A 13,688-nucleotide genomic window follows, 5' to 3' on the forward strand; every position below is an offset into this window, starting at 1 on the left:
TGCGATGAGTCCAAATAAGTCTATTTAAAAGCGAATCTAACTACGAGTTTATGCAAACTATGCCTATTTGCAAACGTTTGCAACCGAGTATTACCTTTTTGTATTTGTTTTATCCTAATTATGAAATGCTAATATCTTTTCTTTGTATATAAGAAAGTGTAAATCTTAATTAACAGTAAGTATTCGATTTAAAATGATTGAATAATAATTGTTGGTTAGCTTATACTTTTCGAAGTAACAAAAGGATTTAAAAACAGAATCCGATAAAGAAATTACTAGTAAAACTAACAAAAAGGTCTATGGCCTTAATCTTAAAATGAAAAGATATAAACCATGAGAAAATTAATCATTTTGATGTGTTTGTGTATTGTCAGTCATTGGGCTGTAGCACAAGAGTTGAAATCTCCAAATGGCGATTTAACGTTAAAGTTTTGGCTTCAAAGTAATGGAGAGCCTACTTATAGCTTGACTTATAAGGGTAAAGATGTAATTAAGCCTAGTAAGCTCGGACTTGAACTTAAAGCTCAAAAAACGCTTAATAATTTTGACGATTTTTCAGTTAAAGAAACAAATGGAGAAGGAAACCTGTACAGTGGTTTTTCAGTAGTTAATACTGAAACTGCAACAGTTGATGAAACATGGAAACCTGTTTGGGGAGAAGTGAAAGAAATTCGAGATAATTACAATGAACTAGCTGTAACGCTAAATCAAAAAGCAACAGATAGAACTATAGTGATCCGTTTCCGTTTGTTTAATGATGGATTAGGTTTCAGATATGAATTTCCGGAGCAAAAGAATCTTACTTACTTTGTTATCAAAGAAGAAAAGACTCAGTTTGCAATGGCAGGAGATCACACTGCCTATTGGATTCCCGGTGACTATGATACTCAGGAGTACGATTATACAACCTCTAAACTCTCTGAAATCAGAGGCTTAATGGAAAAATCGGTAACAGCTAACGTTTCTCAAACCTCATTCTCAAATACAGGTGTACAAACAGCTTTGATGATGAAAACTGCTGACGGGTTGTATATCAATCTTCACGAAGCAGCCTTGATCGATTATTCTTGTATGCACTTAAATCTGGACGACAAAAACATGATTTTCGAATCGTGGTTAACTCCCGATGCAAAAGGAGATAAAGGCTATATACAAGCACCCAGCCAATCGCCTTGGCGTACAGTTATTGTAAGTGACGATGCTCGTGATATCTTAGCTTCACATATTACATTAAACTTAAATGAACCAAGTAAAATCGAAGATACTTCATGGATCAAACCTGTGAAATATGTAGGTGTTTGGTGGGAAATGATTACAGGTAAAAGCACATGGGCATATACCGACGAATTACCAACAGTACAATTGGGGATAACCGATTATTCGAAAGTAAAACCTAATGGCAAGCACGGTGCTACTACCGAAAACGTGAAGAAATACATCGATTTTGCTGCTAAGCACGGTTTTGACGGAGTTTTAGTAGAAGGATGGAACGAAGGATGGGAAGACTGGTTTGGTAACTCTAAAGACTATGTATTTGATTTTGTAACTCCGTATCCGGATTTCGATGTAGTAGCTATCCGTGAATATGCAAAAAGCAAAGGTGTAAAAATGATTATGCACCACGAAACATCAGCCTCTGTTCGTAACTATGAGCGTCATATGGATGAAGCCTATAAATTTATGAAAGATAATGGCTATGATGCTGTAAAAAGCGGATATGTAGGAAATATTCTGCCTCGTGGCGAAAATCACTATAGCCAATGGCTTGTAAACCATTATCAGTATGCAATAGAAAAAGCAGCAGACTATAAGATTATGGTAAATGCTCACGAAGCAGTACGCCCTACAGGAGTGGGTCGTACATGGCCTAACCTTATCGGAAATGAGTCGGCTCGTGGAACAGAATATCAAGCATTTGGTGGCAGTAAGCCAAATCATACAACAGTACTTCCATTTACACGTCTGATTGGTGGTCCGATGGATTATACTCCCGGTATTTTCGAAATGGATATAGAGAAAATAAATCCCGATAACAAATCACATGTAAATACAACAATTGCTAATCAATTGGCACTGTATGTTACTATGTATAGTCCATTACAAATGGCAGCTGATTTCCCAGAAACATATGAGAAATATATGGATGCTTTCCAGTTTATCAAAGATGTAGCCGTAGATTGGGATGACAGCAAATACCTTGAAGCAGAACCCGGAGATCATGTAACTGTAGCTCGTAAGGCAAAAGGAACAAATAACTGGTTTATTGGTAGCGTATGTGGTGAAAACGGTTATACATCTAATATCACATTCGATTTCTTAGATGCAGGTAAAGAATATGTAGCTACTATCTATGCCGATGCAAAAGATGCTAACTACAAAACAAACCCACAGGCTTACGAAATTCGTAAAGTAGTGGTGAATAACAAATCTAAATTATCTCAACGTTTAGCACCCGGAGGAGGTCTTGCTATCAGCGTAATCGAAGCTGATAAAGCAGCCACTAAAGGATTGAAAAAGCTATAAGTAAGTAGATTCTGATTCTAAAAATTATCCCCGAATAAGTAAAAGTCTTATTCGGGGATAATTTTTGTGAGGTTTAGCAGAAGAATGGGTGATCGCAACGCTGGAAAGAAAAGTTATATCTTTGTTTTATGTAGAGGGCTGTTTTTTTATGAAATATTAATCTTACTATAAATTGTAAAAGCCAAAGATATAATTAATTATGAAAGACTTAAATAAAGAGTTTGTTAACAGAAAGCACCACTATTTAGAAACCGATAATTATAAAAGTAATTTAGAATTTCTAATTGAGGGTATTGAATATTCAATAAATCGAATAGTTCAATATAATAAAGAAGCTCCCGATGGACTTCTGGATTTGGAGATAGAACTAGAAGGTGCATATGGTTTAGCATTAATTGCAATGCAGAATTACATCAATCTAACTCTTGTTGATTGTTTTATTGCTAGTAATATTAAATGGGATACTCCTAAGGAAGAATTGGAAAAGCTTACCGACAAAAAATTACTCACTTTTTCGCAAGGAGCTTACAAAAATGATTATATGTATGAGTCTGGAAAAACTAAAGTTCAATTAATTGTTTCATTGGCAAATTCATATAAACACCGCAATGATTTGGAATTATATATCGACAAGATTTACTTAAATAAAGAATTAACTCTTAGTGAAAGTGAAAAGGATAAAAAGGGATATAACCCAAATACATCAGATGTTTTGAATTCTTTTAATCTTTTAGAATCAGATGATTGGGGAATATATCCAGTAATAAAGGGGATGAAAATATTGGATAAAGATTTTAATTTACAGAATATTATAAATCACCTTTTTAATTCGTGGAGACCGAGAATGTGGGAGCAAGTATATGAATCATTAAAAAATAATCCTACTTCTTTACCGGATCATTTATAAACACAACAGAAACAGCACCGATAAGAAGCGAAACACCCGATACAAGGAACATGGCGAAAGGCTTACCTTCTGCAACATTTGTAAAGAGGAAATTTCCGAATAAACCACCTGCTATCTGAGGAATTACTATCGTGATATTAAGAAGACCCATGTACAACCCCATTTTGTTGGGAGGCACTACATTAGCAAGTATCGAAAAAGGCATGGTGAGTATCATAGCCCAAGCAATACCAATGAAAAGCATAGGCAATAAGATGAGGTATTGATCGTGAATAAAAAACATCGACAGCATACCAATCCCTCCTAATACAAGAGAAAATGCATAGAAGTTTTTTCTTCCGAATTTATCAGTAACCTTAGCTAAGAAAATCGAAAATATAGCAGCAATAATACTATATACTCCCGTTAATATTCCAAACCAATTACCCGCATCATTGTATTCTTTACTCAGAGGATCACTCGTATTCCATATTGTGCTGGCGATACCATCTGTAGCATATACCCAAATATAATAAAATGCAAACCACGAAAATAGTTGTACAATAGATAATTGAAGTATCGTGATTATAGTTTTTTTATTGTCCGTAGAAGCAGTATCAGTTATGCTTTTATGAGCAGTTTCGCTTTTGTTGTATTCTGCAAACTGTTGGGGGGGATATTCTTTAACCGTGAAGCAAGTCCATAAAGTTGTGACTATCAGAAATCCGATGCCGATATAAAACGCCCATGATACGGATGGAGCTATTCCTCCTTCCGAAGCCTGATTGCTGAAACCGATATAAGCAAGTAAAAAGGGTAGGCACGAACCTACAATAGCTCCCAGATTGGAAACTATCGTTTGTACCGAATATCCAAGATTACTCTGCTCACTATTTACCATATCTCCAACGAGCGAGCGATAAGGCTGCATACTAACATTGAAGGCACTTTGCATAAGAAACAATATACATACTCCTGCCAGTACGGGAGGCATAATACGCGATACGATGTACGAATTGGGCATCAGGAACATCATAATTGCCGAAACTACAAGTCCAATAAGTATATACGGTATTCTTCGCCCCAGCTTCGTCCATGTTCTGTCACTGAAATAGCCAATCAAAGGCTGCATAAAAAGTCCGGCTAAAGGAGCAGCAAGCCAAAGAAAAGCCAATTCGTTAGTATCTGCACCCAATGCCGATAGTATTCGGCTGGTATTAGTCATAACAAGAGTAAAACAAATCTGTGTACCCAAAAAACCGAAGTTTATATTCCAGATTTGTCGATAGGCGAGAGTGGGTTTATTCAGCATAAAGTATCAATTTCGGTATTTTTTTGGTACAGTTAACAATTTATTACTCCAACTTAAATTACAGGCGTTTATTTTGTATCTTGAGTAATAAACGAATGAAGGACTTAAGCTTGCTTTAAATGATCGGGTAGAGGCCGTGTGGTTTCTCTTATTACCAAGCTGGTTTTTACTATTTTGTTTTTTTTCTCGTTACTTTCCGGGTTTTTGACTTTCTCCAAAATCAGATTCATAGCCTCTTCACCTACTTTTTGGGGATGTTGGTCTACTGTTGTAAGCATAGGATCAGTATCCTGAGAAATATTGGAATTAGAGAATCCGCAGATCGAAACATCTTCGGGTACTCTTAATTTTAGTGTTTTAGCTGCAAGTAAAATACCTGAAGCTGTATAATCGTTCATTGCCATGAAAGCATCCGGGCGTTTTTCAGTCTGAAGAAGTTCCATAGCTCTTTCATATCCAAGTTGCTTGTTATCTGCTATCCGGATAAGATCTTCATCAATAGCGAAATGATGCTTTCTTAAAGCATCCAGATAGCCGTTTTTTCTGTTTTTAGATATCTCAAGATGAGGAGGTGCACCAAAGAATGCAATATGTTCGCATCCGGTTTGAATCATATAATCTACAGCATGAAGAGTTCCCGAATAATCGTCAACCACTACTTTGCCGGAATCGATGCCGGTGCAAATGCGGTCGAAAAAAACTACAGGTATATTGTTATCTATTAACTCTTTAAAGTGGTCGTATTTGATAGTTGTCTTCGATTGGGAAATAAGCATCCCGCATACACGTGCCTCTATCAATGTCTGCACATTGCGTATTTCTTTTGTATATTCTTCTGACGATTGACACACAATTACATGATAATCATGATCCTCTGCGATAGTCTCCATTCCCGATAATACGGATGAGAAGAAATGATTGGCAAGCTCAGGAACGATTACCCCTATAATATTTGAATGATTATTACGAAGGCTTAAAGCAAGAGAATTCGGTTTGTACTTGTGTTCATTTGCATAGTCTTGTACCAGTTTTCTGGTTTCCGGGCTGATATCAGGATTGTTGTTAAGAGCTCTGGAAACAGTCGATGCGGAAATATTCAGATTCTTGGCAATGTCTTTTATCGTTATACGTCCTTTTTTCATTGTATGGAAAATAATTAACTATTGTAACGTTTTTATTACCATATTGTTTGGTCTTATATGTTTTGTTTATGAGCTCTCCAAAACTATAAAACGGGCTTATGATATTCAGGGATTACTGTCCGAAATGTAAAAATAGCTAAAAAAGAGATTCCCGTCAATTTTTCTTTCAGATAATATTTCTTAGAATCTCTTAGATAAGATCTCAAGCCGACTCTTTTCAATGTGAAAAGTAGGGGTAAAAGATGGTTATAATTGAATTGTACTATACAAAATTCTTATATCACCTAAGGTTTGAGGGTGATATAATATGAACTTCTTGTTTATCTCGCAGCTCTGCCTTTTCCTCTTTCTTTGCCTTTAGTATCCGTTTTTGGCTTAGGTTTAGGTTTGTTGGCTGCCATTTTTTGTTTTCCAACCCTTAAACCGCTCGAAGGTTTTCCTTTTGTTTTGGGTTTAGGCTTCTCCTCCGTATTCTCATATGGTGCCGAGCTTTTTTTCGGCTTTTCGGAATTTACCCTGTCTGCCTTCTTTGCATTTAAGCTGGCTTTACGGTAATTTGTTTTTATGTCATGCTCCTCAAGAGCTCTGTTAAATGACTTGTTACTGTTTGAGGGAGCTTTTCCTCCACTTGTTTTCTCCGAATCTTCAAGCATATCAAATAAGCCTTCCATTTCCGAAGCAGTAAGGTTGCGCCAGTTTCCTTGTCCTAATTTATCAAGCTTGATATTCATTATCTGAATACGTTCGAGCTTAAGCACATCATAATTAAAATATTCGCACATGCGTCTTATCTGTCTGTTAAGACCTTGTATCAGCGATATTTTGAATGTATAAGGATTAATTTTCTCAATCTCACATCTGCGTGTAACTCTATCTAAAATAGGTACACCTTGCGACATGCGAGTCAGAAAATCGGATGTTATCGGTCTGTTTACAGTTACAATATAATCTTTTTTGTGATTATTGCCTGCACGTAATATTTTATTGACGATATCTCCGTCATTGGTCAGTAGTATTAATCCCTGAGAATCCTTATCCAACCTGCCGATGGGAAATATACGTTGTTCATGTCTGATAAATTCGATGATATTATCACGTTCCAATGGATTGGTCGAACTTACAACACCTACAGGTTTATTGAAAGCAATGTATACAGGCTCTATTTTATTCTCAATCAATTCACCGTTTACCTTTACCTTTTGTCCGGGCAAAACACGTGAACCTATCGTGGCCTTCTTACCATTTACGGTAACATTTCCACTTTCTATATATTTATCAGCCTCTCTTCGAGAACAATATCCTGATGCACTGATGTATTTATTTAAACGATATTCCATTTTATATACGTAAATGAAGCTATTTAATAATCTGTTTCAGAATTATAATTGCTTGTCGTATGTTTACTACAGCAATAAAAACTCCGTGAGCTTAAGTATAAAGAACTAATCTAATAATGCGTTTTGCTATTTATTTAGATTTTTCATACCCTCCTGTTTTCTTCAAAAAATCAATCATTCAATTGATTTATTGTCAAGCTAATAGGTGTATAGCAAAAAAAGACACTTCATTATCTGTAAGTGTCTGGTCTTTAAGCGGAGAAGAAGGGATTCGAACCCCCGATACAGTTACCCGTATACTTGCTTTCCAAGCAAGCGCCATCGTCCACTCGGCCACCTCTCCATAGAATATATTCCTTATAATGGCGACAAAGATAAAATATATTTCTCGTATAACAATAAACTAAGTGAAAGTTAGAGTTATATTTACCATAAATAAGGTCTGCGACTTTTATCAGTCTATCGAAAATAGTTTTTTTGCATTGTTGGTTGTTATTTCTCCTACTTTCTGGGGAGTAACACCATATATCTCAGATAGCTTGTTTGCAATATGAATGGTATAAGAAGGCTCATTTCTTTTCCCTCTGTAAGGCACAGGCGGTAGATAAGGTGCGTCTGTCTCTATAATGAGCCGAGAGAGGTCAGTTGCCGTTAAAACCTGTGGAAGTGTAGAGTTTTTGTAAGTTACTGTTCCGTTTATACCCAGATAAAAGTTTTGAAGAGCTAATACACTTTGCAATTCTTCAGCATTTCCGCCGAAACTATGAAATGCTCCTCTCAACTTCGATGCTCCTACATTTTTTATGCATTCAACAGATTCACTTATTGCGTTTCTGCAATGTATGGATACAGGCAAATTAAATTCGATACTCCATCTTAGCTGTTCTTCAAAAGCAGCTTTCTGTTCCTTCTCTAGGGACTTGTCCCAATAAAGATCTATCCCTATCTCACCGACAGCAATGTATTTATGTAGAAAAAATTGTTCTTTGATTTTGTTCAAATCCGATTGCCAGTTTGCAGTTACACTTGTCGGATGTAGTCCCATCATAGGTAAACAATATTGTGGATAGCTTTCAGCAAGCCGATTAACCTGCTCTATAGACTCTATGTCTACATTTGGAAGCAGAATATGGCTTATCCCCGCTTGTTTAGCTCTGGATATAACATCTTGTATGTCGTTTTCGAAGCTTTCGTCGTATGTGTGCGAATGCGTATCTATGATGGTCATTGAAATTCTATATTATCCAACAGCTAAGCATTTGATTCACTATTGGATATAAATGCTTACTTGTATTTTTTTTAGTGACAGGCAGACCTGCTTCTTATGAATTACGAGTCAATAAACTTTCAGCTAATTCTCTTAGCTCTTTTTTCTTAGCATAATCAACACTTACTAAATCGAGGAAGGAGATTCCTTTTTCATAATAAGCGTGAATGATGTCTGCCGATGTTTGTTTTAAGTTCAGTTCATTGTATATGGTTGTTACCGCTTTAATTTTCTCCGTTTCCTCAAAGTCAGTTTTATTTATCCAGTCCAGTAATTTAGCTTTACTGCCTTCGTGTTGAAGAGCTGTAATTTGTAAAAAGGTTTTTTTGTTACAAAGAATATCTCCTCCTATTCGTTTGCCGAAGGTAGCCGGATCTCCATAAACATCAAGTAGATCATCCATTAATTGAAATGCTAAACCTATATTGATCCCGAAATTATATAGAGCTTCTGCATCTTCTTGTCCGGCTCCGGCAGCAATAGCCCCGCATTTTAGAGCACAGCCTAATAGTACAGCTGTTTTTAAACGTATCATTTCGAGGTATTCAGCAATGGATACATCCAGGCGTTTCTCGAATTCCATATCCAATTGCTGTCCACAGCATATTTCGGTTGCAGTAGTTGAAAATAGAGACAAGACTTCCGGCAAATGTGCTTTATCAGTCTTTGCAATTTCTTTATAAGACTCAATCAACATTGCATCACCTGATAAAACGGCTGTGTTATCATCCCACTTTATATGTACGGTAGGTTTACCCCGGCGTTTATCGGCTCGATCCATTAAGTCGTCATGTAGCAAGGTGAAATTGTGAAAAATCTCAATACCCAATGCAATAGGAATTGACTTCTCTATATCGTCTTTGTATAAGTTATAAGCCATTACAGCAAGTACGGGGCGAACACGCTTACCTCCAAGTTCGAGGATGTAATCTATCGGTGCAAATAACGATTCGGGTTTACCTTCAAACTTAAGGGTGCTTACTTCGTTATTAATCTTGTTGAGTATGTCGGAAAATGTATACAGCATAATTCTATATTTGATACCCAAAAGTACATATTTTATGCTGAAATTAAAAGCTGAAGATATTTAATTAGAGTAAATCAACTATAGCCAGATAGCTATAACGGTTAATATTGCTGCAACTACAAGTACTAATATGGCTCCGAGTATTATTTTTTTTATAGTTAGCTTAGGCGGTAAATTAGGATCGTTTTCTTCAAATGCTATTATATCATCATTTAATTCACCGGCTTTTATCCCTCGGATTAAATCTCCAACGGTTAAATCTGTGCGTGTATTGCTAAGGAGGTCTTGGCTATCTGCGGATGGGAAATATTTAGCGAAATCAAACGAGGAAATGTCAATGTTGAATTGTTCCGAGTAGGCTTGGATGAAGTCAAAAGCAGCTTCGCTCTTAATATTCAAGTCTCTAGAAATAGAAGTGTTGTCATATATAGTATTGCTATATCCCGAGTATTGCAGGATGAATTGATCCAAATCTTTATTTTCTATCATCGTTTTGCTTCCTTATTTATTTCTAGATATTGCAAATATATAAAGAAAAAAATACTATTTAGTAATGGTCGTATTAATCTTTAGGTGTATGTTAACACTCCTTTGTTTCGAATTGATAAGTGATTTGTGAGAAAAATGGTTTTATGTTTTTGTATTAGATTGTCAGTAGGGTATCTATTGATATATTATAAATGTAGGTGAGGTTTATGTATTATGAAATAAATGGAAGTGGTTGTGTTTTGATGTTCTCATTTTTAATGATATACTTTCGGGAGTTCATCATTGTATTGTGTGAAGATTGATCGGTTTAAATATTGTAAATATTCTTTTCGATATTTAAGGAGGCTTTAGTAAGCCGAAGAATAGTCTGTTTAACAGTCTTCATGATAGGGTTGTATTTAGCTTTATCTTGTTTGGTTAATTAGTTTTTCTCTTTCTTTTATAACAAAGTACTCTTTTTTCTCACTTTTTTTGGATTTAACATTTTTATTTTCCTCTGTTTTTTTAGTCAAAAAATAGGCTTTGTTTTTCTAGTCTAATCGTGTCTATCTATCGCATAATTAGAGCGTTTTATGATTTTTGTTTTTTGTTAAATTAGGTTAAAATGCGGGATGGGGATAAGCAAAGGTGTTCTAAAACTGAACTAAATGATTATCTTTGGCGTTTAAATACGGAACTCTCTAGGATATTGTTTTTAAATGTTATAATCTCCGAGCCGCCAAATGTTATTCGTTTTTGGTTTTTGTTGGTTGGTAATGAGATAGTTGAGACTAAAAAGGATTAAATAGAACAAAAATAAGATATGAAAATAAAACTACTCTTGCTTGTAGGAATTGGATTTGCGCCGTTTGTATTAGTGGCTCAGACTGCTTTTTTATATAATAAAGGAGTTATGTCAGTTAAATCAACGAATGTTAATAATACAACCTTGTATATTAATGGCGATTTCATAGCCGGTCATGATGCAACTGCAGCGTGTAATATTACGTTGGATAACTCAAGAACGGTTCTTACCGGAGATTTTATTCACGACTTAAATGGTGGCGCTTCAGCCTTTAGTAATGTTTTTAATTATGCTACAGGTGATAATTCTCGTTTTGTCTTTAATGGTACAACTGCACAAACTATTAAATTAGCTTCAGGGTTGACTTATAACCATTATCTGAAGGGAGAGAATTATATTAAATTCCCTACTCTAGTTATTCAAAATAGTAATCACGTAACGCTTGTTCCCGAATTGGCAGCACAAGCCTCTGGTTTGTCATTAAATACAGGACGATTGATTCTGGATTCAAGAAGAGCTATTGATACAGATTTTATAGGACCTATTTTTAATACTTTTCAAAATGCTTCAACTTCTAGCATGTTGGCACATTTTATGGTTGCCTCAAGCAGTCCGACAGCAATTTCTACACCGAATAATAATCCGACTTTTGCAGCTACTGCTACTAGTAATAACCAATTTGGAGCAGTACAGGTAAATCTTCAATTAGATAATCCTCTTGACTATAATGTAGGAGGTACCGGCGGCAAAATAGATGAAAGATACGGTCGTAGTCTTATTGGTATGGGGATTCCTTATAAAGAAATGAAATCTGATTACTTCTTTTGGAATTTCTTGATGATACCTAAAAATGAAAGTATAATCGGAGGAACTCCGGGTAATACAATGACAGATCCTCAACGTACATTAAAAGCGGGCGAAGGTTTTGTTATTGGTATAGATTTAAGAGGAACTAATCCTGCTAATTATGAATATGATTTGCATCCCTTATATCAAATTAATCCCAATAGACCTCAATTCGATCAGCGTGTAACAGAGAAATATCAATTTAGCCGTTTCGGTCCATTTTTTAATAACTCCAATAATGTTAGGCAAGCTAATGGTTGGGGGGGACATGCAACTGTGCCAAATGCTCCAGTAATGGCTGCACCGGGAGCAGGAGCAAATGGTATAAACGATGTTTCTTATGCAAATGAAGTGCTTAATTATCAGGATATAACAGGTCTTACTATTTCTCAAGGATATAATTATTATGCAAACCCTTATACTGTGCCTCTTGATCTTTCACCTCTAGTGAATGGGACAGGAACTGCTGATTGGAATAATGTTATTTTTGCTGGCCCTGGCGTAACTCCACGTGACTTTACAAATAAAGTATGGGTTTTAGATCCTTCGTCAGTCGGATCTGGTTCTTACGATATTTTAAATCCGGGTGGCATTGGTCCGGGTAATAAGTGGGTCATGGTTAATGCGAAGTATCGGGTTATGAAGGACGTTGCTGCAACAGTTAATCCTTATGATCCGGCAACTGATAGTCCTCGAGAGATACTTGCTCCTCTGCAGATGTTTGTTTTATATTCTCCTAGTGGAAGTGCTAAGACTTTGACAATACCTGCATCAGCCAGAGCTATTACATATAATGCTCTTTTTTTAAGGTCAACCTCTAAACCGAATAAATTAGTTGATGACTTTTTATTTGAGATTAAAGACGAGAAGATTAAATCTTCCGATAGAACGGCAATTGCTATCAGAACGCCTCAGGATATTATGACTAATCCCGACTATGAAGGGACTAAGAAATTAGTTACTCTAATTACTTCCGACAAGACAACAACACGCTCTACTACAGAAGAAGGTGCTGTTACTCAAACCAATATGAGTACAGTTTATACTAAGAGTGATGGCGGAATTGCTTTAGAATCTAATATATTGGGTGTGCCTCAGTCTGCCCAAAGCGAAACAGTTACATTATATGTGACTCCAAGTCTTACAGCTCAGAATATAAGTATAAGAGCAGGGCGTTTGGAAACAGCTTACAGAGTAAAAGGTATAATGCTAAAAGATAAAGTAACAAATAAAGAATTTGATTTATTTGGCGGTAAAACTTATACAACTGCTTCTAAAGCAACCGATGCTGTTGACAGATTTTCTCTAAGGTTTATATTTGATACCTCGGGTATTGAAGATGGTGATAATGGTTCGGAATCTAAATCTATAACATCTTATTATCTAAACGGAACATTAACTGTTACAGGATTTGATGATGCAGATTTTGGAAGTGTAATTTCTGTATATGATATACAAGGAAGAATGGCTGCTCAGGCTAAGGTGAATGATACGACTGTAGAAATTACTCAACCATTCTCTCCGGGAGCTTATATCGTGAAAGTTGTAGGTAATAAATCATATGCTGCTAAATTTTTGGTAAAATGAGAAAGTTTTTAGGTTTTATAATATTGGGAACACTATTTTGTGTAAGTGGCATTGTGCAAGCTCAGGATTTATTGCCCTCTGATTCTTACTATAAAGATAATATTGCAGTAAATGAAGTGCAAGCAGAAGCACCTTCACTACGGGTTCCGGGTGACGATGGTGATTTGGGACCTGGAGATGGTAATCCTGAATGGGGAGGCGGAGGTTTCGTCGGTTCTCCCGTAGGAGATGCTGTATTGCCTATCGTAATAGCAGGATTGATCTATGGATCAGTTTTGTTCCTAAGAAGACGTAAAAGTTCTATTTAAGAACAGTAATTTATAACTAATAAAAAAGAGCAGATATTTTAATATCTGCTCTTTTTTATTTATATCTGTTATTTGTGGTAGTGTTAGAGAAGTGTATAGCCTAAGGTGGCAATTTATCTTTTGTAGTAATCAAATAAAAAGAAAAAAGTGTGAAGTAAGACTTCACACTTTAAATTTGCT

The 13,688-nt window shown here is 35.8% G+C and carries 10 protein-coding genes and 1 tRNA gene; 4 read left to right on the forward strand and 7 right to left on the reverse strand.

Annotated features, from left to right (window positions below; genetic code table 11):
- Positions 1-333 precede the first annotated feature (333 nt).
- Positions 334-2,523, forward strand: a complete 2,190-nt coding sequence (locus G7050_RS10460) for a glycoside hydrolase family 97 protein (protein WP_166114973.1) — start codon at positions 334-336, stop codon at positions 2,521-2,523.
- A 199-nt stretch (positions 2,524-2,722) separates the two neighbouring features.
- Positions 2,723-3,430 carry a hypothetical protein gene (locus tag G7050_RS10465; RefSeq protein WP_166114976.1) on the forward strand — a complete coding sequence of 236 codons (708 nt, stop codon included), beginning with the start codon at positions 2,723-2,725 and terminating at the stop codon, positions 3,428-3,430.
- On the opposite strand, the gene G7050_RS10470 is transcribed toward G7050_RS10465, so the two are convergent.
- The 7 genes from G7050_RS10470 to G7050_RS10500 all read right to left on the reverse strand — a co-directional run bounded on the left by G7050_RS10470 (position 3,405) and on the right by G7050_RS10500 (position 9,965).
- Positions 3,405-4,721, reverse strand: a complete 1,317-nt coding sequence (locus G7050_RS10470) for an MFS transporter (protein ID WP_166114979.1) — start codon at positions 4,719-4,721, stop codon at positions 3,405-3,407. The genes G7050_RS10465 and G7050_RS10470 overlap by 26 nt on opposite strands.
- A gap of 104 nt (positions 4,722-4,825) precedes the next feature.
- On the reverse strand, positions 4,826-5,863 hold the full coding sequence (locus G7050_RS10475; RefSeq protein ID WP_166114980.1) for a LacI family DNA-binding transcriptional regulator: 1,038 nt from the start codon (positions 5,861-5,863) through the stop codon (positions 4,826-4,828).
- Between the two features lie 320 nt (positions 5,864-6,183).
- Complete coding sequence (rluF, locus tag G7050_RS10480; RefSeq protein ID WP_166114984.1) at positions 6,184-7,200, reverse strand: 23S rRNA pseudouridine(2604) synthase RluF; 1,017 nt, start codon at positions 7,198-7,200, stop codon at positions 6,184-6,186.
- Positions 7,201-7,456: 256 nt separating this feature from the next.
- A tRNA-Ser gene (locus G7050_RS10485) sits at positions 7,457-7,543 on the reverse strand.
- A 111-nt stretch (positions 7,544-7,654) separates the two neighbouring features.
- Positions 7,655-8,428, reverse strand: coding sequence for a TatD family hydrolase (locus tag G7050_RS10490; RefSeq protein ID WP_166114987.1), 774 nt, complete (start codon positions 8,426-8,428; stop codon positions 7,655-7,657).
- A gap of 94 nt (positions 8,429-8,522) precedes the next feature.
- Complete coding sequence (locus G7050_RS10495) at positions 8,523-9,491, reverse strand: polyprenyl synthetase family protein (protein ID WP_166117700.1); 969 nt, start codon at positions 9,489-9,491, stop codon at positions 8,523-8,525.
- Positions 9,492-9,572: 81 nt separating this feature from the next.
- Complete coding sequence (locus G7050_RS10500) at positions 9,573-9,965, reverse strand: DUF1493 family protein (protein WP_166114990.1); 393 nt, start codon at positions 9,963-9,965, stop codon at positions 9,573-9,575.
- Between the two features lie 820 nt (positions 9,966-10,785).
- Between G7050_RS10500 and G7050_RS10505 the strand changes: the two genes are divergently transcribed.
- Both G7050_RS10505 and G7050_RS10510 read left to right on the forward strand, forming a co-directional pair.
- Positions 10,786-13,200: a T9SS type A sorting domain-containing protein gene (locus tag G7050_RS10505; RefSeq protein ID WP_166114992.1), complete on the forward strand. Its 2,415-nt coding sequence runs from the start codon at positions 10,786-10,788 to the stop codon at positions 13,198-13,200.
- Positions 13,197-13,508: a hypothetical protein gene (locus G7050_RS10510; protein ID WP_166114995.1), complete on the forward strand. Its 312-nt coding sequence runs from the start codon at positions 13,197-13,199 to the stop codon at positions 13,506-13,508. Before G7050_RS10505 ends, G7050_RS10510 begins: the two co-directional genes overlap by 4 nt.
- The last annotated feature ends 180 nt before the right edge of the window (positions 13,509-13,688 follow it).

This window comes from Dysgonomonas sp. HDW5A (genome assembly GCF_011299555.1).
Classification (GTDB): domain Bacteria; phylum Bacteroidota; class Bacteroidia; order Bacteroidales; family Dysgonomonadaceae; genus Dysgonomonas_A.